Source organism: Ralstonia sp. SET104 (genome assembly GCF_003851545.1).
GTDB lineage: Bacteria > Pseudomonadota > Gammaproteobacteria > Burkholderiales > Burkholderiaceae > Ralstonia.
Genome location: NZ_BHVX01000002.1, coordinates 259,722 through 283,314 on the forward strand (window position 1 = coordinate 259,722; position 23,593 = coordinate 283,314).

Below are 23,593 nucleotides of genomic sequence, written 5' to 3' on the forward strand. Positions count from 1 at the left end.
GCGTCAGACCTTGGGTGCGGGTTGTGAAGCGCGCGGAGCCGATGTGGCCGGCAGGTTGGTGGCGGCCGGTGTCGTGGCTGCGCCGCGGCCGGCGTTGGCGGAGATGATGCTGGCGATGACCTGATCGGCATCCTTGCCGGCCTGGTCGTACACCGTCGTTTGCAGCGGCGAAGCGGTCGGTGCGGTGGCCAGGCTCTGGCCGCCTTCGTCATGGATATCGACCTTGGCTTCCATCGACAAGCCCACGCGCAACGGATGGTCCTTCAGCTCCTTCGCGTCGAGCGACACGCGCACCGGCAGGCGTTGCACCACCTTGATCCAGTTGCCCGTGGCGTTCTGTGCCGGCAGCAGCGAAAACGCCGAGCCCGTACCTGCCGAGAAACCGACCACCTTGCCGTGGTATGTCACGCTGCTGCCATACACGTCGGCCACCAGTTCAACCGGCTGGCCCACGCGCATGTGGCGCACCTGGACTTCCTTGAAGTTGGCGTCCACCCAGAGCTGGTCCAGCGGCACGATGGCCATCAGCGGCGTGCCCGGGGCAACGCGCTGGCCGACCTGCACCGAACGCTTGGCCACGTAGCCTGTGACCGATGCCGGCAGGCTGGTACGCGCGTAGGCGAGGTACGCCTCGCGCACCTTGGCGGCGGCTTGCAGCACGTTCGGATGACGTTCCAGCGTGGTCTGCTCGGTCAGCACACGATTGCCCTGCAACTGTTCCTTGGCGGCTTCCAGTGCGGATTGCGCAGCCTGCACGGCGGTCTGCGCGTGCGAGATTTCTTCCTGCGACACCGCACCCGAGCCGGCGATCTGCTTACGGCGTGCGAGGTCATCCTTCGCCTTGGCGAGATCGCTTTCGCGCATGGCCAGCGTGGCGGTGAAAGCGCTGGTGTTCGAATACAGCGTGCGCACCTGGCGCACCGTCTGCGCGAGCGCGGCTTCGGCCTGCTCCAGCGCGACGCGGGCGTCGGCGCGGTCCAGTTCGATCACAGGTTGGCCGGAAGAGACGAGCTGCGTGTCGTCGGCGCGAATGGCCACTACGGTGCCGGCCACCTGCGGTGTCACCTGGACCACGTTGCCTTGCACGTATGCATCGTCGGTCGACTCGAACCAGCGGCCGTACAGGCCCCAGTAGAGGCCGTAGCCGACGCCGGCGACCACCAGTGCGGCGGCCAGCGTGGTCAGCATGCGCTTGCGCTTCCCGTTGCCATTTCCGTTGCCGGTGGGCGTTGCGGCGGGGGCTGCTGGCGTGGGGGCCGCTGACGGTGCGGCTTGGGGCTTGTTGTCACTCATGATGTTGGCTCGAAAGAATGCGTTGGAACGGCTTGTTCAGTTCAATTCAGTACAGATCAGCTATGCGGTGCGGCGGCCTCGGGTTTGGCGCCCGGCAGGTCTTCTGCCGTATAGCCGCCGCCCAGGGCCTTGATGAGGGCCATCTGCGCGTCGAGGCGGCGTGCCTGCAGGTTAGTCGCGAGCTTGCGTTGCTGCAGCACCGTCGTCTCGGCATTCAGCACGACCAGTTGCGTGCCAAGGCCGGCGCCATAGCGCGTGCGGGCGAGGCTGTAGGCGCGTTCGGCTTCGCTCAGGGCGGTGCGCTGGATGGTGATCTGCGAGTCGATACTGTGCAGCGTGGTGATCTGGTCAGCGGTGTCATGCAGGGCTTCGGTCAGCGTCTGGTTGTAGCTGGCAACAGCTGCGTCATAGCTGGCGTACTTGCCGCGCAGGTTGGCGCGCAGCTTGCCGCCCTCGAAGATTGGCAGTTTGAGCGCAGGGCCGATGCCAAGCTGGCGCGACGCGCCAAGCAGCAGGTTTTCCGGCGCAATCGAAGCCAGCCCCAAGAACGCGGTCAGGCTGACGTCGGGCAGAAACTCTGCCTTGGCCACGTCGATATCCTTCGACGCGGCTTCCACGCGCCAGCGCGCAGCCACGAGATCCGGACGACGGCCGATCAGGTCGATGGTCAGATTGTTCGGCAGCTTGGGGGTGTCTTGTGCAAGCAGCGTCGGGCGTGTAATTGCCAAGCCGCGGTCTGGGCCTTTGCCGAGCAGCGCGGCCAACTGATTGCGCGCCAGCGTGATCTGCTCATCGACTTGCTCAAGTTCCGTTTGTGCGGCAGCCACGTTGGCGCGGGCCTGCGTGGTCTCGACTTGCGTATCGAGGCCGGCACGCAAGCGTTGGCCTGCAAGGTTGGTCAAATCTTTGCGTTGCACGATGGAACGTTCGGCCACGTCGCGCTGCGCGTACAGCGCGGCCAGCTTGGCGTACGTACGGGCCACAGTGGTCGATAGCATCAGCCGCGAGGCTTGGCTTTCCGCTTCCATCGATTTGTCGTCGGACAGCGCGGCCTCCAGCGCGGAGCGGTTTTTGCCCCAGAAATCCAGGTCGTAGCTCACGCCAAGCTGGATCTTCGATTCCGTGAACCAGCGGCCCGCCAGCGGCGTGCCTTCAAACAGGTCGTACTCCGACAGGCGCTGGCGCGTCATCTCGGCATCGAGCCCGACACTCGGATACAGATTGCTGCGCACCACATCGGCCATCGCACGCGAGGCGCGCACGCGGGCAAAAGCGACTTGCAGGTTCGGGTTGTCCTTGATCGCCTCATCCACCAGTGCGCGCAGTTGCGGATCGTTGAACTGGTCGACCCAGTTCTGCGACGGCCACTGACCCCCTTGGGACGGCAGCGATTGCGCGCTCGCCAGTTGTCCCGGTGTTGTCAGCGTCTGCGTGCTGTGTGAGTTACCGAGGTTGGCGCAGCCAGCCAGCATGGCCAGCGTCACGGCGGAAAGCGCCACGCCCAGGCGCGCCGGCCATTGCACGCGCGCGTTGCCGGCGCGGCCTAGGGGCGAAGGTGCCTGGTGAGGGGCGGAGTTCGAGGCGTTCATGTTGTTTGATGTGTCAAGCGATCGGGAGAGCGAAAAGCGTTCGGCGCGTTAGGTGTCATGCAGCCGGAACAGCGTCAGTGATCCGCGGGGCGCATGCGGTGGCTTTCAGTGGCGGCACAGTTGTCGAGAACGCGCTTGAGAAGCTCGCGCAGCGTATCGACGTCGCCCGGCGTAAAGCCGGCAAAGAAACGGTTCAGCACGCGCGTATAGATGGCTGGCATGCGGTCGGCCAAGTCTCGGCCGGCTTCAGTCAGCTCCAGATGCACGACACGGCGGTCGGACTCGCTGCGCACGCGCTCGATCAGGCCGCGCTTTTCCATGCGGCTGAGCATGCGGGTGAGCGATCCGATGTCGGTATTCAGTTCGCGGCCGAGGTCTGTAGCGGTCTGGCAGCGGCCGTTGGCGAGCAGCACCAGGCAACTCGCCTGGGAATGCGTCACGTCCATCTGCGCGACTTCCTGCTCGATCGCCATGGACAGCGCTGTCTTGGTGCGCCCGACGAGGTAGCCCACGCTTTCGCACATGCGGTAGTCCTCCACCCGGAAGAGTGTTCCGGCGGCAGCAACTTCGGTGGCGGATCTTGTCTGTTCGGACATCTTATGTATGCACAATCATTGTCCGGACAAATATACGAATTGACGCAGCAAACAGCAAGGTACTGAATGCGTGATTCCATTTTTGGAAATAATGTGTGATTTATTGATCTCCTGCGCAACGTTCTTTCATGGATTGGTCAAGCAGTGTCATCTCTTGCGCATCGCAACATGCTAGAATGTCAGGTTATTCCGCGAGCTGTTTTTGGGTGATGTCCCCGGCTCGTCTCACGTCTTTTCGAGTTCACATCCCATGCGCGCGCTTCGCAACATCGCCATCATTGCCCACGTTGACCACGGCAAGACCACACTGGTCGACCAGCTCCTTCGCCAAGCCGGTACGTTCCGCGAGAACGAGCAGCTCACCGAGCGCGTGATGGACTCGAACGACATCGAAAAAGAGCGCGGTATCACGATTCTGGCCAAGAACTGCGCGGTCGAATACAACGGCACGCACATCAACATCGTCGACACGCCGGGGCACGCGGACTTTGGCGGCGAAGTGGAGCGTGTGCTGTCGATGGTCGACGGTGTGCTGCTGCTGGTGGATGCCGTGGAAGGCCCGATGCCGCAGACGCGTTTCGTGACGCGCAAGGCACTGGCTCTGGGCCTGAAGCCCATCGTCGTGATCAACAAGGTGGACCGCCCGGGCGCGCGCCCGGAGTGGGTCATCAACCAAACTTTCGATCTGTTCGACAAGCTGGGCGCCAATGACGACCAGCTCGACTTCCCGGTGGTGTACGCGTCGGGCCTGAACGGCTACGCCGGTCTGACCGACGACGTGCGCGAAGGTGACATGAAGCCGCTGTTCGAGACCATTCTCGATAAGGTGCCGCAGCGTAACGACGACCCGAATGGCGCGTTCCAACTGCAGATCATTTCGCTCGATTACTCCAGCTACGTCGGCAAGATCGGCGTGGGCCGCATCACGCGTGGCCGTGTGCGTCCGCTGCAGGACGTGGTGGTCAAGTTCGGTCCGGAAGGCAACCCCATCAAGGGGCGCATCAACCAGGTGCTGAAGTTCCGTGGTCTGGAGCGCGAGCTGGTGCAGGAAGCCGAAGCCGGCGACATTGTGCTGATCAACGGTATTGAAGAACTGGGCATTGGTTGCACCGTGTGCGCTCCGGACAATCAAGAGGCGCTGCCGATGCTGAAGGTGGACGAACCGACGCTGACCATGAACTTCTGCGTCAACACCTCGCCGCTGGCTGGCCGTGAAGGCAAGTTCGTGACGAGCCGCCAACTGCGCGACCGTCTGGACCGCGAGCTGAAATCCAACGTGGCGCTGCGCGTGAAGGACACCGGCGACGACACGATCTTCGAAGTGTCGGGCCGTGGCGAATTGCATCTGACGATTCTGGTGGAAAACATGCGCCGCGAAGGCTACGAGCTGGCCGTGTCGCGCCCGCGCGTGGTGTTCAAGGAAATTGACGGCGTGAAGCACGAGCCGTTCGAGCGCCTGACCGTGGACGTGGAAGACGGCCACCAGGGCGGCGTGATGGAAGAGCTCGGCCGCCGCAAGGGCGAACTGCTCGACATGGCATCGGACGGCAAGGGCCGCACCCGCCTGGAATACCGCATTCCGGCACGCGGCCTGATCGGCTTCCAGGGTGAATTCCTGACGCTCACGCGCGGTACGGGCCTGATCAGCCACATCTTCGACGACTACTCCCCGGTCAAGGAAGGCGACCTGGGCGAGCGCCACAACGGCGTGCTGATCTCGCAAGATGACGGCGCTGCTGTGGCCTACGCCCTGTGGAAACTGCAGGATCGCGGCCGCATGTTCGTGTCGCCAGGCGATGCGCTGTACGAAGGCATGATCATCGGCATCCACAGCCGCGACAACGATCTGGTCGTCAACCCGATCAAGGGCAAGCAACTGACCAACGTGCGCGCCTCGGGCACAGACGAAGCCGTGCGACTGGTGCCGCCGATCCAGATGTCGCTGGAGTACGCCGTGGAATTCATTGCTGACGACGAATTGGTGGAAGTCACGCCGAAGAGCATCCGTCTGCGCAAGCGTCACCTGAAAGAACATGAGCGCAAGCGCGCATCGCGTGAAGAGGCGGTTTGATCGCCAAGCGATCTGCCGACAGAAACGCCCCGATTCGTCGGGGCGTTTTACTTTGACCAGCCGTGTTCAGGAAGGCGATCCGACGCTGCTCGGTTCGACTGTCGCTGCAGAACGCGGGCTACGCCACTCAGGCGGTTTCCACAGGTAGCGCAAATCCCGATCGCGGAACACATCGGCCCACATATCGCGCCATTCATGGAAAGTGAGGGTAAGCGGGTTGTGCGTGTAGACCTGCCGCGTAATGCCGAAGGTCGGCGCCTCTTCTTCGGGGACGAAGCTGCCGAACATGCGATCCCAGATGGTCAGCACGCCAGCGTAGTTGCGGTCGACGTATTGCGGGTTCTTGGCGTGGTGCACCCGGTGCACCGAAGGCGTATTCACGTACTGCCCGAGCCAGCGCCAGAAGCCCGCGTAGCGTGAATCGAGCGCTCCCAGTCGTGTATGCACGAAGAACTGGAATGCCAGGTTCAGGCCCACCGCCAGAATCACCCAATCCGGCGTAAAGCCGATCCACGCCAGCGGAATCCAGAACAGCCACATGCCAGAAATCGGATAGGTCAGGCTCTGGCGGAACGCCGTCGAAAAATTCATGCCTTCCGACGAGTGATGCGTCACGTGCGACGCCCACATCCAGCGCACGCGATGGCTGGCGCGGTGAAAGAAGTAGTACAGAAAATCCTGCAGCAGCAGGAGCAGCACGAAAGACCACCACGTTTCGGGCATCGCGCGCAGGCCGTGGCTGTACGTCCATGAGTAGACCGTCTTGATCATCAGCCACAGGAAGAACGCATCCGACGCCTGGTGCATGAGCGCGAGACAGGCGTTTGAAACGGTGTCCTTGAAGCTGTAGACGGACGGATCGCGCTTGCGCCAGTACCACGCCTCTGCACCGATGGTCAGCAGAAAGACCGGTGCAAAGGCCAGCAGGATCAGGCCTGGGTCGAAACTGGATGCGCCTGGGGCGCTATTGGCGGGGGTCATCTGATTGTTGTGATGTGTGTTGTCTCCAGCCGGCAGATATACGCCCAACACCTGCGGTGGGAAAGGGGGCGGAGTAGAGCCCTTCCTCGCTTAAATACGCTGTCGTGTACAGTGCGAGCCGTTATTCCCACAACAACATCCGAGACATGCAATCCACTGTTTCCACCGCGCCCGAAGCAGAAGTCCAACCCAACGTGATCGCCGAAGTACGCGGCGGCATCGGCTGGCTGACGCTGAACCGGCCGCAGGCGCTCAATGCGCTGTCACTGGAGATGATCCGCGCACTGTCGCACGCACTGCTGGCGTGGCAGCACGATCCGGAAATTCACGCCGTCATCCTGCGCGGAGAAGGCGGCAAGGCCCTGTGCGCCGGCGGCGACATTCGCTTCTTCCATCGCGCCGCCATGGCCGCAGACCCGCAGCTCGTCACCTTCTTCACCGAGGAATACCGCCTCAACCACCTGATCTTCAGCTATGCCAAGCCCTATATCGCGCTGATGGACGGCGTGGTGATGGGTGGTGGCATGGGCATCTCGCAAGGCGCGTCGCTGCGTGTGGTGACCCAACGCACGAAAATGGCCATGCCCGAGACCAACATCGGCCTGTTCCCCGATGTGGGCGGCGGCTGGTTCCTGGCACGCGTGCCGGGCCATGTGGGCGAATACCTGGGCGTGACGGGGCAGATGATCGAAGCGGCGGATGCGTTGACAGTTGGCCTTGCCGATTGCCATGTCACCGCTGACGCGCTGGCGGCCATCGTCCAGCGCCTGCGCGATGGCACCTGGAGCAGCGCCGAGCAGATCACAGCGTGCTTTACGGACGCCGCATCGGAGCCGGATGCTTCCAAGGCCATCATCGCCGCACATCGTGAATCCATCGATGCGTGTTTCAGTCAGACCACTGTGCAGGGCATCCTGGCCGATCTGGCTGGCAGTACCGACGCCGAATGGGCCGCGCAGACCGCCGCGCACATGGTCAAGCGCTCGCCGCTGATGATGGCCGTAACGCTGGAGCTGATCCGTCGCGGCCGCCACACCACGCTGGCCGACGAACTGCGCCGCGGGCTGGACATGATGACGCACGTGTTTGCCGAGGGTGACGGCATTGAAGGCATTCGCGCCCTGGCCGTCGACAAAGACCATGCGCCCAAGTGGAAGCACGCCAGCATCGATGCCGTGCGTGACGATGAGGTGGCCGCGTTCTTTGTTTCACCATGGCGCCATGCGCAACATCCGCTGCTGGGGCTGTCGGATTAGAACGGGTAAACTGCGCGCCTGGATTGAATCGTTGATTTTGCTGTGACTGCTGAACGCCCCACGCCCGGTCTTGCACCGAATGCCCGCCGTCTGTCCGTCGCCCCCATGATGGATTGGACGGACCGTCATTGCCGCTACTTCCACCGGCAGATCAGCCGTCACACCTGGCTGTATACGGAGATGGTGACCACCGGCGCGCTGTTGCACGGCGATGTGCCGCGCCACCTCGATTTCGATGAGGTCGAGCACCCCGTAGCGCTGCAACTCGGCGGCAGTGAGCCTGATGACCTGGCCCAAGCCGCACGCCTGGGCGAGCAATGGGGTTACAAGGAAATTAACCTCAACTGTGGTTGTCCGTCTGAGCGCGTGCAGCGCGGCGCGTTCGGCGCATGCCTGATGGCTGAACCCAAACTCGTTGCCCAAGGCGTCAAGGCGATGCGCGATGCGGTGTCGGTTCCGGTGACGGTCAAGCACCGCATCGGTATTGACGCGATTGAGACCTATGATTTCGTGCGCGATTTCGTCGGCACCATCGCCGACGCGGGTTGCGAGACATTCATCGTCCACGCGCGCAACGCCATCCTGAAAGGCCTGAGCCCGAAGGAGAACCGAGAGATTCCGCCGTTGCGCTACGAGGTGGTCTACCAACTCAAGCGCGACTTTCCGCATCTGGAAATCCTGCTCAACGGTGGCGTGCAGGCGCTGGAGCAGATCGACACGCATCTCGCGCACATTGACGGCGTGATGATTGGCCGAGAGGCGTATCACCATCCGCATCTGATGGCCGCGTTCGATGCGCGTTACTACGGCGCTGGCACCAAGGCGCCGACACGTGCAGAGATCGAGGACAAGATGATCGCCTACGTTGGCCGCTGGGTGGAGCGGGGCGGTTATGCCGGCGCAGCAGTGCGCCATATGCTGGGGTTGTATCGTGGCGTGGCGGGTGCCCGAGGCTGGCGGCGCGTGCTGTCGGATTCCAAGGCGCTGGGCCGGGTCAAGACGCTGGCCACCGCTCACGCGTTGTTCGAAGAGGCGAGGGCTCACCTGCGGCGCGGCGAAGAATCAGGCGAGGAGGCTGTCCCCGCATAAATTGCGCCACCCTCTAGGCACGCCGAAAGAATGTTTGTATAATCACCTTTTCGCCGAGCAACAATCAGTTCCAGTTGTTCGTACGACGGTGGCTGTAGCTCAGTTGGTAGAGTCCCAGATTGTGATTCTGGTCGTCGTGGGTTCGAGTCCCATCAGTCACCCCAAAAAAATTCAGCAAAAGGCCCGCAAAAGCGGGCTTTTTTGCGTCTATGGGTTTGTTCTACGCACTGGCGACGACTGTGCCTTGGTGGTACACCACCTTCCAACCATCCCCCGTCCGCCGCCACAACGTCGCCCGGCGCGTAGTCCGGTTCGATTGCAACAGCGTGTACGTGAGCAAATAGTTGTCCGGTGCAATCTCCTGGCAGCGAAAATCGCGCGTTTGCCAGAATTCCTCGCCGATATGACCATGCCGGGCATCCAGCACGCCGAGCACATAGCTCCGGCTGTAGCGCTGGCCCGATGCGCCGGTTTCCCAGAAGTCTTCCGTGGTCATGCGCTCGAAATCTTCGCGGCGCGTGCCCAATTCCGGGCGGTGAAAGATGGGCTCACGCCGGCGCAATTCTTCCAGCACGTTGAGCAGGCCGGGGGCAGTGTCCAGAGAGGGTTCCATGCGGCAAGGCTCCTGGGAAAGGCCCAAGCATACCGTGCAGCCGGTGTGGCTTAGCGTTTTTCGCGCTGCACAATGCGCGCGCAAGGCATCGCCCCTATGATGGCGCCTTCGCCTTTTCCGGAAAACATTTCGATGCAACGCACTGCCCGTATTGGCCTGTCTTCGCTGACGATCGCACTGTCGCTTGCGTGCGGTACCGGCGCTTTTGCCGCCACGCTTCAGAAACCGCAGCTCGATGCGCTGCTCGGCGCCGAGCAATCCAAGGCATCGGCTGACCTGAACCGCTTCCTCGCGGCCGCCGCCAAGGCCGAGCCGCAAGTTGCCGGCAGCGTGGTTGCATACCAGAAGAAGGCGCCGCTCACCGGCGACGACCTCATCAACATCGGCCGACTGCTGGGCCTGTACAACCGCCTGCACAACCAGCAAGCCGTGATCGGCTCAATCGAGAAAATGGTTGCGCTGCCCACCGTGCGCGACGACAAGATTCCGCAGTACGAAAACCCGGCCATCGTGGCGTTCGGCAAATTGGTCGAAGGCATGGCGCACGACTTTGGCCTGAAATTCCGCAACGTTGATAACCGCGTGTTTGAAGTCGTGCTACCGGGCACCGGCTCAGACGAGTTCGGCATCCTGACGCACGCCGACGTCGTGCCCGCCAAGGCCGAGGAATGGGTGCTCAGCGACGGCACCAAGCTTGACCCGTTCAAGGTCACGCGCGTTGGCAACCTGCTATACGGCCGCGGCACGATCGACGATAAGGGCTCGATCGCCGCCGCAATGTATGCCATGAAGACGGTCAAGGACAGCGGTGTGCCACTCGCGCGCACGATCCGCCTGATGATCGAGACCACCGAAGAAACCGGTGGCGACGGCATGAAGTATTACCGCGAGCACACGCAACTGCCCGCATACAACATCGTGCTCGACAGCAAGTACCCGGCCGTGGTCGCCGAAAAGGGCACAGGTGCGTTGAAGGTGTTCTTCCCCGCGCAGGCTGGCGACCCCTCGCACACGGCCATCGTTTCGATGACGGGCGCAGCGTCGGCAAGTTCTGTCCCGCAGACGGCCACCGCCACGCTCAAGGGCGGCGATTTGGGCGTCGCGGCTGCCGCGCTCGAAGCCAAGCGCGATGCGTTTGTGAGCAGCCTGGCCGCGCAAGGCAAGTTCTCGATCGACATCACGCGCAGTGCGGACAGCATCGTCGTGAAGGTCACCGGCGCATCGGCGCACGGCTCGCGCCCGGAAGAGGGCGTCAACCCGCTGCCGCGCCTGGCGCTGTTCCTGCGCGCGGCAGATCTTGGCCTGGCCGACAACGCTTACGCCCACGCCGTACGCTACCTGACCGACCTCTACGGTACCGACTACCTCGGTAATACCATGGGCCTGGCCTACAAGGACGACTTCATGGGCCCGCTGACCATTTCGCCCACGGTGATCGGCGACAAGAACGGGCGCGTGGAGGTGACCGCCAACGTGCGCATGCCGCGCGGCAAAACGCCCGAAGCATTGCGTGGGGAGATTGCCAGCAAGGTCAATGCATGGGCCAACACCAACCACGTTGCACTTGAGATCAACCACGACCAGGGCAACTGGATGGCGCGCGATCCGAAGGGTGCGTGGCTGTCTACGCTGCTCAACATTTATGGCGACACTACAGGTCTGGATGCCAAGCCCGTCCCGACCGCTGGCAGCACGACTGCCAAGCTGATGCCGAATGCCATCAACTTCGGCCCCGCCATGCCCGGCAAGAAGTACACCGCGCACAACGCCAACGAGTACAAGGAGGCGCCGGACCTCGACCTGGATATGCAAATGTTCACCGAGATGCTGGTGCGCATCGGCAATCTGCAGTCGATGCAGTAAGCGCCGCACGACCGCCATGAAGATCATCCGCGCCAAATCATTTACCGCCGAGCGTGCCTGGGGTGCACTCGATATCGCCAACATGGGCGGCATCACCACGCGCCTGCATTGGACGGATCAGCCTTACCGCTGGCACGTGAACGACGGCGAGGAAGTCTTCGCGGTGCTCGACGGCACGGTCGACATGCGTTATCGCGAAGCCGGCGAAGAGAAAATCGCAGTGCTGGCACCTGGCGATATCTTCTTTGCCGGTGTTGGCTGCGAACATGTAGCCCACCCGCGCGGTGAAGCGCGGATTCTCGTTATCGAGAAAGCGGGAAGCGTTTAGCGGCGCGCCCGCTGGTTGTGGCGCAAAAAAAAAGCCCGCAACGTGCGGGCTTCGAATTCAGCGATCTCATTGCCCCTGAGGGCATTGGCAATACTACTGTCACGTACGCCAAACAAAATCCGGGTAAACGTCCGTTTTCTGGCGGAACGTAGGTGAATGTGCCGCTGCGTCAACTTGCGAACAGAAAAAACAGCCCGCTCAAACGGCGGGCCGAAAATCAGTTGAAGAAAGCCCTGTCCTCAGGGCAGGGCAAGTGTATGAAATCAGTTGCGGCGGCAGCATTGGGGTATGCCCTGATCGGTCGCGGCAGCTTGATTTAAAACCCCTCATCGCTTTCGCTGTCTTCAGCAGCTTTCGGCGCTCGCCGTGCGCGAGGCTGCCGGAATCGCATCCAGCATGCGGCAGATGGCGGCCATGCTGCCGACCATCGTGCGGCGTTGCTCCCCCTGATAGATACGCACGCCTTGGGTTTGGCGGAAGGGCACCGGATGCACCGGGCGGCGTTGGGAGGACATCGATCCGAGTCGCATGGCAGACCTCGTGAGTTCGGGTGGAAAAGCAAGCGGCAAGACGCTGCCCCGGCGAGCCGGTGGCTCACCTTCAGGTTGATTCAAGCAGCAAGGGATTGGGCGCCGATATGCGCCTGAGACTTACGGAGCAGCAGGCCGGATCAGACCGACGGCCAAGCCCTCCAGGTGAAACTCGTCTCGATCCAGATCAACGTGGATCGGTTCGAAATCGGGGTTCTCGGCAATCAGCTCGACATGACGGCCCTTGCGCTGGAAGCGCTTGACCGTGACGTCGTCCCCCAGCCGCGCGACGACGATCTTGCCGTTGGTGGCTTCAGCGGCGCGCTGCACGGCCAGCAGATCGCCATCCAGAATGCCGGCGTCGCGCATGCTCATGCCGCGCACTTTCAGCAGGAAGTCGGGCTGTGCAGAAAACAGCGATGGATCGACCTGATATTGGCGGTCGATATGCTCCGCGGCCAGGATCGGGCTACCGGCGGCCACGCGGCCCACGAGCGGTAGCGTCAATTGCATCAACCCCATCGATGGCAGCGAGAACTGGTGCTGGGCAGCGTCGCCTGCGGCGCGTAGCCGGATACCGCGCGAAGCGCCCGGCGTCAGTTCGATCACGCCCTTGCGTGCCAGCGCGCGCAGATGCTCTTCCGCTGCATTGGGCGACGAGAAGCCGAACTCCGCCGCAATTTCGGCGCGCGTGGGCGGAAAGCCCGTGCGCTGGATCGTCTGGCGGATCAGATCGTAAATCTGCTGTTGGCGGGGGGTGAGGGTGGCCATCGGTGCACTGTATATTTGAACAGGTGCTGTGATTTTATACAGTGACGCAGGAAGCGCAAGTGATTTTGTTGTGACGTGTTGCGCGAGCACCCGGTGCTCATGACCGGCGTCAAAACCCATGCGACTGGTTAGAAGCTTATGCGCAATCCATGCAGGCGCGGCCGCGGGGAATCGCATAAAATCAAGACCTTGACCGATTTTTGCACCGCCACATAGCCCGATTGAGCCTCGTTGGGTTGGCCCGAACGTCACCATGTCCGCCTTCAATCAAGAGACCGTTCTGAGCGTCCATCACTGGAACGACTCGCTGTTCAGCTTCAAGACCACGCGCGACCAGGCGCTGCGCTTCCATAACGGCCATTTCGTCATGATCGGACTGGAAGTTGAGGGCAAGCCGCTGATGCGCGCGTACAGTATCGCCAGCCCCAATTATGAAGAGCACCTGGAGTTTTTCAGCATCAAGGTGCAGAACGGTCCGCTGACGTCGCGCCTGCAGCATCTGAAGGTGGGCGACAAGCTGCTGGTGAGCAAAAAGCCGGTTGGCACGCTCGTGCTGGATGACCTGCTGCCTGGCAAGAATCTCTACCTGTTCGGTACTGGCACGGGTCTGGCGCCGTTCATGAGCATCATTCAAGACCCCGACACCTACGAACGCTTCGAAAAGGTCGTGCTGCTGCATGGTGTGCGCCAAGTGAGTGAGCTGGCTTATGCAGACTTCATTACCAGCGAGCTGCCGAACAACGAATTCTTCGGCGACCAGGTGCGCGAGAAGCTGATCTACTACCCGACCGTCACGCGTGAGCCGTTCCGCAACATGGGCCGTCTGACTGACCTTGTGGATAGCGGAAAGCTGTCTGCCGACATTGGCCTGCCGCCGATGGACCCGGCCGTGGACCGCGCGATGATTTGCGGCAGCCCGGCCATGTTGGAAGACACCTGCAAGTTGCTTGATGCGCGCGGCTTCAAGATCTCGCCGCGCATGGGCGAGGCCGGTGACTACGTGATCGAACGCGCCTTCGTCGAAAAGTAATTGACGCTGCATTGCTGCAAACGCCGGCCTGAGTGCCGGCGTTTTGTTTTGCGCGGGCGTCAAGGGCAATCCCGCGTCGGCAAAGGCGGGGTGGGCGGATACAATGCGCGCCTTGCCCACCACGCATGTCCGCAAAGATGCCCTTGCCTACCATCGCCATCCTCGCCACCGGCGGCACGATCGCCGGCTCCGCTGACGACGCGGGCTCCGCCGCGCGCTACCGCGCGGGTGCCGTGCCCATCGATCAATTGCTCGCCGCGAGCAAACTGGGGTTGGAACGCATCGCCAACGTGCGCGCCGAGCAGGTTGCCCAGATCGACAGCAAGGACCTGACCTTCGACGTGTGGGAAAAGCTTGTTGCGCGCATCCGGCACTGGATTGACGTCGAGCGCGTGGACGGCGTGGTCATCACGCACGGCACTGATACGTTGGAAGAAACCGCGATGCTGCTGCATCTGACGCAGCAGACCGATACGCCCATCGTCATGACGGCGGCAATGAGGCCATCGACGTCGCTGTCGGCGGATGGTCCGCTGAATCTGCTGAATGCTGTGCGGCTGGCGGCCAGTCCGGCTGCGCGCGGGCGAGGCGTACTTGTGGCGATTAACCAGCGCGTGCATGCAGCGCGAGACGTGCAGAAGGGTCACACCTACTCGGTTGAGGCGTTTGTCTCGCCTGAAACAGGTCCGCTGGGTTTCGTGCTTGACACCCAAGTGCAGTTTCAGCGTGCCGGGCAACGTTTGGCTGCGGCGGATGTGCTACCAATGCCGCATACGGGCGGGTGGCCATGGGTCGAAGTTGTGGCGAGCTATGCGCAGCCCGATGCGCGCGTGGTGGATGCGCTGGTCGTTGCTGGCGTGAAAGGCCTCGTGATTGCGGCAACTGGCGCGGGCTCCATCCACGTCAACCTGGAAGCGGCGCTCGACCGGGCCAGCCAGCAGGGCGTTTTCGTACTGCGTTCGACGCGCACCGGTGCCGGTGTTGTGCCGGCGCAGCCCGATGGACAGTGCTGGGCGTCCAGCGGCTCGCTGAATCCGTACAAGGCCCGTGTGCTGCTGGCGTTGCTTCTGGCCTCCGGGCGCGCCCAGGCAGAAATTGCCTCTCTGCAGCAAGTCATTGATCGGTATTGAAAAAATCACCAAGGCCTGTCTATAATGTCAGGCTAACCAACCTTGCTGCACCGGAGTGTGACGCCCGGGCGGCTTAATCCACAAGGAGCGTCAATGCGTCATTACGAAATCGTATTCATCGTCCATCCGGACCAGAGCGAGCAAGTGCCCGCGATGATCGAGCGCTACAAGAGCACGGTCACCTCGCAAGGCGGTCAAGTGCACCGCGTCGAGGACTGGGGCCGTCGTCAACTGGCCTACATGATCCAGAAGCTCGCGAAGGCTCACTACGTGTGCCTGAACATCGAGTGCGGCAAGGACACCCTGGCTGAACTCGAGCACGCGTTCAAGTTCAACGACGCTGTGCTGCGTCACCTCATCGTTCAGACCAAGAAAGCTGAAACGGCGCCGTCGCCGATGATGAAGGAAGTCGCACGCGAAGAGGCCAAGAAGGCCGCCGCTCAGACCGAACAGGCCGCCTGATGCCGCGCGGTGCTGCGCAAGCCTGATCGCGCATCACCAGCATGAACGAAGCCCTCGGGGACAACGCTATCAACCGCCTGCAGCTCGTCGCCACTCTGGTCGAGCGCGAGGTGATGCGATACACCCCAGCCGGCGTGCCGATCGTCAATTGTCTGCTGACCTACAGCGGACAGGCGATAGAAGCGCAGACAGTGCGACAGAACGAGTTTTCGATGGAGGCACTGGCAGCCGGCAAGATGGCTTCCGTTCTGGACCGCATCGCTCCGGGCACCGTCCTGGATTGCGTCGGATTCCTGGCTCGCAAGCACCGCAGCAGCAAGACACTGGTCTTTCACATCTCCGGATGTAACGTATTCGTAAAGGATTGAATCATGGCATTCATGAACAAGAAGCAGCGCGACGCGAAGAACAAAAAGCGCTTCCAGCAACAAAACCCGTTGTTCAAGCGCAAGAAGTTCTGCCGCTTCACCGTGGCTGGCGTTGAGCAGATCGACTACAAGGATCTGGACACGCTCAAGGACTTCATCGGCGAGAACGGCAAGATCACCCCGGCCCGCCTGACCGGCACGCGCGCGATCTATCAGCGCCAGTTGGACACGGCCATCAAGCGCGCACGTTTTCTCGCGCTGATGCCGTACACCGATCAGCACAAGCACTAATCAGCGGGATAAGGAGAACTCACAATGCAAATTATTCTGCTCGAGAAGGTCGTCAACCTGGGTAACCTGGGCGACGTGGTGCGCGTGAAGGACGGTTACGCTCGTAACTTCCTGATCCCGAACAAGCAAGCCCGCCGCGCTACCGATTCCGCCATCAAGGAATTCGAAGCCCGTCGCGCTGAACTGGAAAAGCTGGCCGCTGAAAAACTGGCTGCTGCGCAAGCCGAAGGCGAAAAGCTGAACGGCCTGACGCTGCAACTGTCGCAAAAGGCTGGTGTGGATGGCCGTCTGTTCGGCTCCGTCACCAACCACGACATCGCTGACGCACTGGTTGCGCAAGGCTTCAAGGTTGAGAAGGCGCAAGTGCGTCTGCCGAACGGCCCGCTGAAGACCACGGGCGACCACCCGGTCGTCGTGTCGCTGCACACCGACGTGGCAGTCGACGTGAACGTGTCGGTGCTGGGCGAGACCGTCTAAGCACGTATGCTGTAGCTCGCGATGCCCGGGAAACCGGCCGGCGCGAGTGAAGAAGGCAGGGACGAAAGTCTCTGCCTTTTTTTGTTGTTCTTTGTGTCAGGGGTTCAGATTGAAGACTGAGCAGCGCCGTTATAATCCCGCCATGAACGCGCCCTCCGATCCCCAGCTCGATTCGCTCAAGGTTCCTCCGCACTCCATTGAGGCCGAACAGTCGGTGCTCGGCGGGTTGCTGCTGGATAACGCCGCTTGGGATCGCATCGCCGATTTCATCAACGAGCACGATTTCTACCGCTACGATCACCGGCTGATCTTTCATAACATCGGCAAGCTGATTTCGCAGGCCAAACCGGCCGACGTGATCACGGTGTACGAGCAGTTGCAGGCTGCGGGCAAGGCGGAGGAGGTGGGCGGTCTGGCCTACCTGAATGCGCTGGCGCAGAACACGCCGAGCGCGGCCAACATCCGACGCTATGCCGAAATCGTCCGTGATCGTGGCGTACTGCGGCAACTGGTGACCATTGCCGACGAGATTTCCGCTGGCGCTTTCAACCCGCAGGGGCGCGACGTGCGTCAACTGCTGGACGAAGCCGAATCCAAGGTGTTTGCGATTGCCGAAGAAGGCTCGCGCGGGCAGAAGGGTTTCCTGGAGATCCAGCCGCTGCTGACGCAGGTGGTCGAGCGTATCGACGAGCTGTACCACCGCGACAACCAGAGCGATATCACCGGTGTGCCGACAGGCTTCGTCGACCTCGACCGCATGACCAGCGGTATGCAGGGCGGTGATTTGATCATCGTGGCTGGCCGCCCGTCGATGGGTAAGACGGCGTTTTCGCTGAACATTGGCGAGCATGTGGCGGTCGAGCAGGGCCTGCCGGTGGCAGTGTTCTCGATGGAAATGGCGGGCACGCAGCTCGCCATGCGTATGCTGGGTTCGGTCGGCCGGCTGGATCAGCACCGCTTGCGCACCGGCCGGCTGCTCGACGAAGACTGGCCGCGCCTGACGCACGCCATCCAGAAGATGAACGACGCGCAGCTCTTCATTGATGAGACACCCGCGCTCAACCCGATGGAATTGCGCGCGCGTTCGCGCCGTCTGGCGCGTCAGTGCGGGCAGCTCGGCCTGATCGTCATCGATTACCTGCAGCTCATGTCGGGTTCAGGCAGCGGTGAAAACCGCGCGACTGAAATTTCGGAAATTTCACGCTCGCTCAAGGGGCTGGCCAAAGAACTCAACTGTCCGGTGATTGCGTTGTCGCAGTTGAATCGAAGCCTGGAGCAGCGTCCGAACAAGCGTCCCGTGATGTCGGATTTGCGCGAATCCGGCGCTATCGAACAAGATGCCGATGTGATCCTGTTCATCTATCGTGATCAGGTCTACAACCCCGACTCTCCGGACAAGGGAACGGCCGAAATCATTATCGGTAAGCAGCGTAACGGCCCGATTGGTACCGTTCGTCTCACCTTCCTGGGCGAATACACGAAGTTCGACAACTTCACAGGTGGCAACGCCTTCTTTGACAACGACACGTAATCTGTATTTCGTGTCGGCCTGCCACAACGTGCCACGCATCGTGCGGGGCTGGTTCCGGTAAACTATTGCGTTTTAATGACAACGCCGGCGGTGACCCCGTCCGGCGTTGTTTTTACGACTTCAGCTTTTTCCGTTCCCAAGGATCATCATGTTCGGTCGCTTCATGCCCACCGAAGGCAAGTTTTTTGAGTACTTCAACCAGCACGCCGAGTGCGCCGTCAAGGCAGCTCATGCGCTCAAGGAGCTGGTCAATGACTTGCCCAATGCCGAAATGCATGCACGCAACGTGCAGAACTTTGAAAAGAAGGCCGATCGCATCACGCATGACACGATCGAGCTGCTGCACAAGACGTTCATCACACCGCTTGACCGAGACGAGATCCACAAGCTGATCACGACGATGGATGACATCCTCGACCTGATGGAAGACGTGTCGCTCACCATCTCGTTGTACGACGTGACCAACGTGACGGACGAATCGCGCCAACTTGCGGCCATTTGCGTGGCGTGCTGCGAGGAGGTCCGCAAGGCTGTGGCGTTGCTGAGCGACATGAACAATGGCCGCCAGATCCTGACCATCGCGCAGGAAATCGATCGTCTTGAGTCGGAAGCCGATCGCGTGATGCGTGCCGCCATGGCCAAGCTGTTCCGCACCGAGAACGACATCAAGCTGCTGATCAAGCTCAAGGCGATCTACGAGCAACTGGAAAGCGTGACCGACTGTTGTGAGGATGTCGCCAACATCATCGAAGGCATCGTGCTCGAAAACGCCTGACGAGACGACGCCTCATGCATACGCTTCAGATCAGTCTTTGGGTGGTCGTCCTGCTGGTGGCGCTGGCCATCGTGTTCGACTTCATGAACGGCTTCCACGATGCGGCCAACTCCATCGCGACGGTCGTGTCGACTGGCGTGCTCAAGCCGCAGCAGGCGGTGGCGATGGCCGCGGCCTGCAACGTGATCGCCATTTTCATTTTCCACCTCAAGGTGGCCACGACGGTGGGCCGGGACACCATCGATCCGTCGATCGTCGACCATTACGTCATCTTTGGGGCGTTGATGGGTGCCATCGCGTGGAACGTCATCACGTGGTACTACGGCATTCCGTCTAGCTCGTCGCACGCGCTGATCGGCGGCCTGGTGGGCGCGGCCGTGGCCAAGTCTGGCACGGGTTCGCTGGTGGCGAGCGGCCTGCTCAAGACCGTGGCGTTCATCCTGATTTCGCCGCTGCTGGGCTTTATCCTGGGCTCGCTGCTGATGGTGGCGGTGTCCTGGCTGTTCTTCCGAACACCGCCTTCCAAGGTGGACCGGTGGTTCCGGCGCCTGCAACTGCTGTCGGCCTCGCTATACAGCCTGGGCCACGGCGGCAACGATGCGCAGAAAACAATCGGCATCATTTGGATGTTGCTCATTGCAGGTGGCTATGCATCGGCCACGGCGACTGAACCGCCGATTTGGGTGATCGTTTGCTGTTACGTCGCGATTGGCCTTGGCACGCTGTTGGGTGGCTGGCGGATCGTGCGCACGATGGGCCAGAAGATCACCAAGCTCAAGCCGGTGGGCGGTTTCTGCGCTGAAACAGGTGGCGCAATGACGTTGTTCTTCGCGTCAGCGCTGGGCGTGCCGGTGTCGACCACGCATACCATCACCGGCGCCATCGTCGGTGTGGGTGCGGCGCAGAAGGCTTCGGCGGTGCGCTGGGGTGTGGCTGGCAACATCGTCTGGGCCTGGGTCTTGACGATTCCCGCGTCGGCCTTCATGGCGGCCATCGCCTGGTGGATCGGCCGGCACGTGCTGTAAGCCGACCGCAGAGCGACTCCTCAAGAACGAAACGCCCACCCAATCGGTGGGCGTTTTACTTTGCAGCGAGCGAAGCGTTATTGCGCGGCGAAGCGAGCGATGGGGTCGTCGTCCGCGGGCTCAGCGCTGATGGCTGGCGTGCGCGTCGACATCAGGTTGTTCGACTGGGCGCCACGTGCTCGGGCGAGTGTGCCTAGCGGATCATCGTCGATAGGGCGGGCAGGGCTGGCCGGTGCAGGTGCGTCGGGCAGATTGCTCGCAGCCACCACGCGGCGTGCGCCCATGTAGCGGCTCGCCCAATAAGACTTGGTCATGTCTTCCAGGCGAACGGTACCGCCCGTGGCTGGCGCGTGGACAAACCGGTTCTGACCCACATAGATGCCGACATGCGAGTTCGCCTGACCGGTCGTGTTGAAGAAGACGAGATCGCCCGATGCAACGTCGCGGCGCTCCAGCGAAGCACCGCGACGACTCATCTCAGCCGCAGTACGGGGCAGATTGACGGAAGCCGCGCGCTGCACGACGTAGCGCACCAGCCCGCTGCAATCGAAGCCGGTATCCGGCGTGTTGCCGCCGTAGCGATACGGCGTACCCACCAAGGCCATGGCTTCGATGGAGATCTCTTCAAGGCCCGCGCTCGGATCGTTGATCGGCGTGCCGCGTGTGCGCAATCCGGCGTCGCGCGAAGCGGTGGAGCGTGTGGGTGTCGACGAGCAAGCGGACAGCAGGCACACCAGCGCAAGCAGGGCAGCGCCTGCCAGTCGGGTATTGCCTTGAGCAAAGCTGTGCCGCGTCAGCATGCGCCATCAAGAAGGTCCGGATAGATCGCATGCTATGCGGTTGGCGTCATAAAGCCAAACAGCGTGTTGGCGGGGCGCAACGCCAAGCGGGGCGCGGCTCTGCGAGCTTTGCCCCGATGGCGTCGCGATTTGCGGGCCGTTTATTTCGCGGCCTTACCAGCGCAATTGGACATTGCGGGTGCTGCCGGTCTGCACCGTAGCCTGCTTTGTCGTGCCTTGGTAGGTGGCGATGACGTTGTAGCTTGCCGGCGGGGCCTTGATCAGACAGCGCGGACCGTCGGCGCGGAAGCTTGCGACCTCCTTGCCGTGCCGCGTAAGTTTGACGTCCACGTCGGCCAGATATTCGCCGCGCGCACCTTGCGTGAACAGCAGAGACAGGTTGTAGTCGCGCGCTTCGCTGTTCAATGCCTGCTGCTCGTCCTGTGCAACGCCGCCGCAGACGTAGCTGATCTGGCCGGCGGTCTTTGGCGTGAGGTTGTCGGCGAACGCAATGGAGGCGCCGGCGGACAGCATCATCGCCAGCGCGGCCGACGTCAGGGTCAAGCGCGATCGGGTCTGCAGGTTTTGCTGCATGGGCATCATGGCCTCCATCAGAAAAAGGGAGAGGTGCCCCACGCGCAGCAAGAAAAAGGCCGCGCAAAAGCGCGGCCTGATGGCGCAACGGTTTGCGGCAGATGAATTTGCCGCGACATGACTGTTAAAGCACGTCTGACGCGTGATCCGCGAGTCGCGAACGCTCGCCACGCGCCAGCGTGATGTGGCCGCTGTGGCTCCATCCCTTGAAGCGATCCACCACGTAGGTCAGGCCGGACGATCCTTCCGTCAGATACGGCGTGTCGATCTGCGCGATGTTTCCCAGGCAGACGATCTTGGTGCCAGGGCCGGCACGCGTGACCAACGTTTTCATCTGCTTGGGTGTCAGGTTCTGCGCTTCGTCGATGATCAGGAACTTGTTCACAAACGTGCGGCCGCGCATGAAGTTCATGCTCTTGACCTTGATGCGCGAGCGGATCAGTTCCTGCGTGGCTGCACGACCCCATTCGCCAGCGTTGTCGTCAGACTTTTGGAGCACTTCGAGGTTGTCGTCGAAGGCGCCCATCCACGGCTGCATCTTTTCTTCTTCCGTGCCCGGCAGGAAACCGATGTCTTCACCCACGGGCACTGTAGCGCGCGTGATGATGATCTCGTTGTAGAGCTTCTGGTCCAGCACTTGCTCCAGGCCTGCCGCCAGTGCCAGCAGCGTCTTGCCCGTACCGGCCTGGCCGAGCAACGAGACGAAATCGACCTCGGGATGCATCAGCAGGTTCAGCGCGAAGTTCTGCTCGCGGTTGCGCGCGGTTACGCCCCAGACGTTGTTCTTCTGGTGCGTGTAGTCCTTGAGCGTCTGCAATACGGCGGTCTTGCCGTTCAGCTCCTTGACCTGCGCGTACAACGGCAGGCTGCCGTCATTTGGCTCCAGGAAGACAAACTGATTGACCAGGAACGACGGCACCAGCGGGCCGGACAGACGGTAGAACGTTGTGCCCGTCTTCGGATCCTGCCAGCTCTCGATGTTCTTGCCGTGCTTTTGCCAGAAGTCGGCCGGCAGGGCCATGATGCCGCTGTAGAGCAGGTCGGTGTCTTCCAGCACGCGGTCGTTGAAGTAGTCCTCCGCCGGCAGGCCGAGGGCGCGCGCCTTGATCCGCATGTTGATGTCTTTGGACACCAGCACGACACTGCGATCCGGCCGCTGCTGCTGCAACGCGGCCACCACGCCCAGAATCTGGTTATCGGCCTTGCCCTGCGGCAGACCGTCGGGCAACTTGATGTCATTCAGGCGCGTCTGGAAAAACAGGCGCCCCTGCGCATCGCGATTGCCCAGCTTGGAGAGTGGCAGACCGTCATCCATCACGCCGTCGGTGCCGGCCACAAGCTGGTCGAGCGTGCGGCTGACCGTGCGGGCGTTGCGCGCAACTTCGCTCATGCCCTTCTTGTGGTTGTCCAGCTCCTCCAGCGTCATCATCGGCAGATAGACATCGTGCTCTTCAAAGCGGAACAGCGATGTCGGATCGTGCATCAACACGTTGGTGTCGAGCACGAACAGCTTGGTCGGGCCTTCATCGCGTCGGGCACGGCGTCGGGCGGCGGTTTCCGTGGATTTGCCGGTGGCGCTCACCTTGTCGACGGCCTTGGCGAGAATGCCTGCGTGTTCGCGCGACGCGTCTTTCGCCATGGGCGATGCTTCGCCCGAGCGGGCGCGGGCCGTACTGGCTGCGTTGCGTTTGGGTTGCGCACGACCGGTTTCTGACAACGCCTCGCGCTCGAGCGCGGGCACCGGTTTTCGAGGTTCCTGACCCGCCTTCGGCTTTCCGGCTTTGCCGAAAGGCTTGAATTCAGCCGGGTCAAGCAATTGGGCTGGCTGGGTGGGCATGGTCGGCAGCGGCATGCTTCGATTACCTCTCTGGGTGGAACAACAACGAAACACCGCCCGCGCATGGCGGGGCGGCGCTGGCGGAAAACGCGGGAAAACGGATGGGCGCGTCGCAATGTTGGATGCACGGACGACGGCCACAAAAAAGCCGCCATGACCTGCGAGAGGTGGGGCGGCCTAGATGAACGCCACGGCAAGCTGCACGATTCGGACGTTCTACCCAGCCTGTTTGCCAGGAAAAACGCAGAAGCGGTATCAGACCAACTTGGCCGCCGGTACCGTCGTGGGCTATCGGAATGGCATCCGGATTTCGT

25 protein-coding genes and 1 tRNA gene are annotated in these 23,593 nt (G+C 62.0%); 16 read left to right on the forward strand and 10 right to left on the reverse strand.

Annotated elements, in window-relative coordinates:
* Positions 1-3: 3 nt before the first annotated feature.
* The 3 genes from PSUB009319_RS03810 to PSUB009319_RS03820 all read right to left on the reverse strand — a co-directional run bounded on the left by PSUB009319_RS03810 (position 4) and on the right by PSUB009319_RS03820 (position 3,478).
* Positions 4-1,293: an HlyD family secretion protein gene (locus PSUB009319_RS03810; RefSeq protein WP_124380923.1), complete on the reverse strand. Its 1,290-nt coding sequence runs from the start codon at positions 1,291-1,293 to the stop codon at positions 4-6.
* Positions 1,294-1,349: 56 nt separating this feature from the next.
* Entirely contained in the window at positions 1,350-2,882 is a 1,533-nt protein-coding gene (locus tag PSUB009319_RS03815) for an AdeC/AdeK/OprM family multidrug efflux complex outer membrane factor (protein ID WP_124380924.1), read from the reverse strand.
* A gap of 74 nt (positions 2,883-2,956) precedes the next feature.
* Positions 2,957-3,478, reverse strand: a complete 522-nt coding sequence (locus PSUB009319_RS03820) for a MarR family winged helix-turn-helix transcriptional regulator (RefSeq protein WP_185453409.1) — start codon at positions 3,476-3,478, stop codon at positions 2,957-2,959.
* A gap of 250 nt (positions 3,479-3,728) precedes the next feature.
* On the opposite strand from PSUB009319_RS03820, the gene typA reads away from it, so the two are divergent.
* The gene (gene typA, locus PSUB009319_RS03825) at positions 3,729-5,549 is read left to right on the forward strand and encodes a translational GTPase TypA (RefSeq protein ID WP_124380925.1); all 1,821 of its coding nucleotides are present in this window, start codon (positions 3,729-3,731) and stop codon (positions 5,547-5,549) included.
* A 66-nt stretch (positions 5,550-5,615) separates the two neighbouring features.
* Here typA and PSUB009319_RS03830 read toward each other — a convergent pair whose 3' ends face one another.
* Positions 5,616-6,530 (reverse strand): sterol desaturase family protein, encoded by a 915-nt coding sequence (locus tag PSUB009319_RS03830; protein ID WP_124380926.1) that lies wholly within the window; start codon positions 6,528-6,530, stop codon positions 5,616-5,618.
* 146 nt (positions 6,531-6,676) lie between these two features.
* On the opposite strand from PSUB009319_RS03830, the gene PSUB009319_RS03835 reads away from it, so the two are divergent.
* The 3 genes from PSUB009319_RS03835 (at position 6,677) to PSUB009319_RS03845 (ending at position 9,039) form a co-directional block, all read left to right on the forward strand.
* On the forward strand, positions 6,677-7,786 hold the full coding sequence (locus PSUB009319_RS03835) for an enoyl-CoA hydratase/isomerase family protein (protein WP_124380927.1): 1,110 nt from the start codon (positions 6,677-6,679) through the stop codon (positions 7,784-7,786).
* A gap of 90 nt (positions 7,787-7,876) precedes the next feature.
* Positions 7,877-8,875 carry a tRNA dihydrouridine(20/20a) synthase DusA gene (dusA, locus tag PSUB009319_RS03840; RefSeq protein WP_260392880.1) on the forward strand — a complete coding sequence of 333 codons (999 nt, stop codon included), beginning with the start codon at positions 7,877-7,879 and terminating at the stop codon, positions 8,873-8,875.
* A gap of 88 nt (positions 8,876-8,963) precedes the next feature.
* Positions 8,964-9,039: transfer RNA gene (locus PSUB009319_RS03845), tRNA-His, on the forward strand.
* A gap of 56 nt (positions 9,040-9,095) precedes the next feature.
* On the opposite strand, the gene PSUB009319_RS03850 is transcribed toward PSUB009319_RS03845, so the two are convergent.
* Complete coding sequence (locus PSUB009319_RS03850; RefSeq protein WP_124380929.1) at positions 9,096-9,488, reverse strand: DUF4440 domain-containing protein; 393 nt, start codon at positions 9,486-9,488, stop codon at positions 9,096-9,098.
* Positions 9,489-9,620: 132 nt separating this feature from the next.
* Here PSUB009319_RS03850 and PSUB009319_RS03855 point away from each other — a divergent pair, with 132 nt between their 5' ends.
* The 3 genes from PSUB009319_RS03855 (at position 9,621) to PSUB009319_RS22855 (ending at position 11,999) form a co-directional block, all read left to right on the forward strand.
* A complete protein-coding gene (locus PSUB009319_RS03855; protein WP_124380930.1) occupies positions 9,621-11,351 on the forward strand; it encodes a dipeptidase in 1,731 nt (576 codons plus the stop codon).
* A gap of 16 nt (positions 11,352-11,367) precedes the next feature.
* On the forward strand, positions 11,368-11,679 hold the full coding sequence (locus tag PSUB009319_RS03860) for a cupin (RefSeq protein WP_124380931.1): 312 nt from the start codon (positions 11,368-11,370) through the stop codon (positions 11,677-11,679).
* A gap of 152 nt (positions 11,680-11,831) precedes the next feature.
* Entirely contained in the window at positions 11,832-11,999 is a 168-nt protein-coding gene (locus PSUB009319_RS22855; RefSeq protein WP_185453415.1) for a hypothetical protein, read from the forward strand.
* Positions 12,000-12,023: 24 nt separating this feature from the next.
* Here PSUB009319_RS22855 and PSUB009319_RS03865 read toward each other — a convergent pair whose 3' ends face one another.
* Together PSUB009319_RS03865 and lexA are read right to left on the reverse strand one after the other, a co-directional pair.
* Positions 12,024-12,209 carry a hypothetical protein gene (locus tag PSUB009319_RS03865; RefSeq protein WP_124380932.1) on the reverse strand — a complete coding sequence of 62 codons (186 nt, stop codon included), beginning with the start codon at positions 12,207-12,209 and terminating at the stop codon, positions 12,024-12,026.
* 120 nt (positions 12,210-12,329) lie between these two features.
* Positions 12,330-12,980 carry a transcriptional repressor LexA gene (gene lexA, locus PSUB009319_RS03870; protein ID WP_124380933.1) on the reverse strand — a complete coding sequence of 217 codons (651 nt, stop codon included), beginning with the start codon at positions 12,978-12,980 and terminating at the stop codon, positions 12,330-12,332.
* A 253-nt stretch (positions 12,981-13,233) separates the two neighbouring features.
* Here lexA and PSUB009319_RS03875 point away from each other — a divergent pair, with 253 nt between their 5' ends.
* The 9 genes from PSUB009319_RS03875 to PSUB009319_RS03915 all read left to right on the forward strand — a co-directional run bounded on the left by PSUB009319_RS03875 (position 13,234) and on the right by PSUB009319_RS03915 (position 20,069).
* Entirely contained in the window at positions 13,234-14,010 is a 777-nt protein-coding gene (locus PSUB009319_RS03875; protein ID WP_027677555.1) for a ferredoxin--NADP reductase, read from the forward strand.
* 137 nt (positions 14,011-14,147) lie between these two features.
* A complete protein-coding gene (locus PSUB009319_RS03880; protein WP_124380934.1) occupies positions 14,148-15,140 on the forward strand; it encodes an asparaginase in 993 nt (330 codons plus the stop codon).
* A gap of 93 nt (positions 15,141-15,233) precedes the next feature.
* On the forward strand, positions 15,234-15,602 hold the full coding sequence (gene rpsF, locus PSUB009319_RS03885; protein ID WP_124380935.1) for a 30S ribosomal protein S6: 369 nt from the start codon (positions 15,234-15,236) through the stop codon (positions 15,600-15,602).
* Positions 15,603-15,643: 41 nt separating this feature from the next.
* Positions 15,644-15,970 carry a primosomal replication protein N gene (gene priB, locus PSUB009319_RS03890; RefSeq protein ID WP_124380936.1) on the forward strand — a complete coding sequence of 109 codons (327 nt, stop codon included), beginning with the start codon at positions 15,644-15,646 and terminating at the stop codon, positions 15,968-15,970.
* A 12-nt stretch (positions 15,971-15,982) separates the two neighbouring features.
* Entirely contained in the window at positions 15,983-16,261 is a 279-nt protein-coding gene (rpsR, locus tag PSUB009319_RS03895; RefSeq protein WP_037022304.1) for a 30S ribosomal protein S18, read from the forward strand.
* Positions 16,262-16,285: 24 nt separating this feature from the next.
* Positions 16,286-16,738: a 50S ribosomal protein L9 gene (gene rplI, locus PSUB009319_RS03900; protein WP_124380937.1), complete on the forward strand. Its 453-nt coding sequence runs from the start codon at positions 16,286-16,288 to the stop codon at positions 16,736-16,738.
* A gap of 142 nt (positions 16,739-16,880) precedes the next feature.
* Entirely contained in the window at positions 16,881-18,269 is a 1,389-nt protein-coding gene (locus PSUB009319_RS03905; RefSeq protein WP_012435397.1) for a replicative DNA helicase, read from the forward strand.
* Positions 18,270-18,417: 148 nt separating this feature from the next.
* On the forward strand, positions 18,418-19,044 hold the full coding sequence (locus tag PSUB009319_RS03910) for a DUF47 domain-containing protein (protein ID WP_124380938.1): 627 nt from the start codon (positions 18,418-18,420) through the stop codon (positions 19,042-19,044).
* Between the two features lie 14 nt (positions 19,045-19,058).
* A complete protein-coding gene (locus PSUB009319_RS03915) occupies positions 19,059-20,069 on the forward strand; it encodes an inorganic phosphate transporter (RefSeq protein WP_124380939.1) in 1,011 nt (336 codons plus the stop codon).
* Between the two features lie 77 nt (positions 20,070-20,146).
* On the opposite strand, the gene PSUB009319_RS03920 is transcribed toward PSUB009319_RS03915, so the two are convergent.
* From PSUB009319_RS03920 to PSUB009319_RS03930, 3 genes are all read right to left on the reverse strand, one after another.
* Positions 20,147-20,869, reverse strand: coding sequence for a C40 family peptidase (locus PSUB009319_RS03920; RefSeq protein WP_124380940.1), 723 nt, complete (start codon positions 20,867-20,869; stop codon positions 20,147-20,149).
* Positions 20,870-21,022: 153 nt separating this feature from the next.
* Positions 21,023-21,448 carry a hypothetical protein gene (locus PSUB009319_RS03925; protein ID WP_124381074.1) on the reverse strand — a complete coding sequence of 142 codons (426 nt, stop codon included), beginning with the start codon at positions 21,446-21,448 and terminating at the stop codon, positions 21,023-21,025.
* A 118-nt stretch (positions 21,449-21,566) separates the two neighbouring features.
* Positions 21,567-23,294, reverse strand: coding sequence for a PhoH family protein (locus PSUB009319_RS03930; RefSeq protein ID WP_124380941.1), 1,728 nt, complete (start codon positions 23,292-23,294; stop codon positions 21,567-21,569).
* Positions 23,295-23,593 lie beyond the last annotated feature (299 nt).

Coding starts and splice junctions, on each gene's coding strand:
- PSUB009319_RS03810 (WP_124380923.1), bottom strand. CDS start 1,293: ATGAGTGACAACAAGCCCCAAGCCGCACCGTCAGCGGCCCCCACGCCA.
- PSUB009319_RS03815 (WP_124380924.1), bottom strand. CDS start 2,882: ATGAACGCCTCGAACTCCGCCCCTCACCAGGCACCTTCGCCCCTAGGC.
- PSUB009319_RS03820 (WP_185453409.1), bottom strand. CDS start 3,478: ATGTCCGAACAGACAAGATCCGCCACCGAAGTTGCTGCCGCCGGAACA.
- typA (WP_124380925.1), top strand. CDS start 3,729: ATGCGCGCGCTTCGCAACATCGCCATCATTGCCCACGTTGACCACGGC.
- PSUB009319_RS03830 (WP_124380926.1), bottom strand. CDS start 6,530: ATGACCCCCGCCAATAGCGCCCCAGGCGCATCCAGTTTCGACCCAGGC.
- PSUB009319_RS03835 (WP_124380927.1), top strand. CDS start 6,677: ATGCAATCCACTGTTTCCACCGCGCCCGAAGCAGAAGTCCAACCCAAC.
- PSUB009319_RS03850 (WP_124380929.1), bottom strand. CDS start 9,488: ATGGAACCCTCTCTGGACACTGCCCCCGGCCTGCTCAACGTGCTGGAA.
- PSUB009319_RS03855 (WP_124380930.1), top strand. CDS start 9,621: ATGCAACGCACTGCCCGTATTGGCCTGTCTTCGCTGACGATCGCACTG.
- PSUB009319_RS03860 (WP_124380931.1), top strand. CDS start 11,368: ATGAAGATCATCCGCGCCAAATCATTTACCGCCGAGCGTGCCTGGGGT.
- PSUB009319_RS03865 (WP_124380932.1), bottom strand. CDS start 12,209: ATGCGACTCGGATCGATGTCCTCCCAACGCCGCCCGGTGCATCCGGTG.
- lexA (WP_124380933.1), bottom strand. CDS start 12,980: ATGGCCACCCTCACCCCCCGCCAACAGCAGATTTACGATCTGATCCGC.
- PSUB009319_RS03875 (WP_027677555.1), top strand. CDS start 13,234: ATGTCCGCCTTCAATCAAGAGACCGTTCTGAGCGTCCATCACTGGAAC.
- PSUB009319_RS03880 (WP_124380934.1), top strand. CDS start 14,148: ATGCCCTTGCCTACCATCGCCATCCTCGCCACCGGCGGCACGATCGCC.
- rpsF (WP_124380935.1), top strand. CDS start 15,234: ATGCGTCATTACGAAATCGTATTCATCGTCCATCCGGACCAGAGCGAG.
- priB (WP_124380936.1), top strand. CDS start 15,644: ATGAACGAAGCCCTCGGGGACAACGCTATCAACCGCCTGCAGCTCGTC.
- rpsR (WP_037022304.1), top strand. CDS start 15,983: ATGAACAAGAAGCAGCGCGACGCGAAGAACAAAAAGCGCTTCCAGCAA.
- rplI (WP_124380937.1), top strand. CDS start 16,286: ATGCAAATTATTCTGCTCGAGAAGGTCGTCAACCTGGGTAACCTGGGC.
- PSUB009319_RS03905 (WP_012435397.1), top strand. CDS start 16,881: ATGAACGCGCCCTCCGATCCCCAGCTCGATTCGCTCAAGGTTCCTCCG.
- PSUB009319_RS03910 (WP_124380938.1), top strand. CDS start 18,418: ATGTTCGGTCGCTTCATGCCCACCGAAGGCAAGTTTTTTGAGTACTTC.
- PSUB009319_RS03915 (WP_124380939.1), top strand. CDS start 19,059: ATGCATACGCTTCAGATCAGTCTTTGGGTGGTCGTCCTGCTGGTGGCG.
- PSUB009319_RS03920 (WP_124380940.1), bottom strand. CDS start 20,869: ATGCTGACGCGGCACAGCTTTGCTCAAGGCAATACCCGACTGGCAGGC.
- PSUB009319_RS03925 (WP_124381074.1), bottom strand. CDS start 21,448: ATGCCCATGCAGCAAAACCTGCAGACCCGATCGCGCTTGACCCTGACG.
- PSUB009319_RS03930 (WP_124380941.1), bottom strand. CDS start 23,294: ATGCCGCTGCCGACCATGCCCACCCAGCCAGCCCAATTGCTTGACCCG.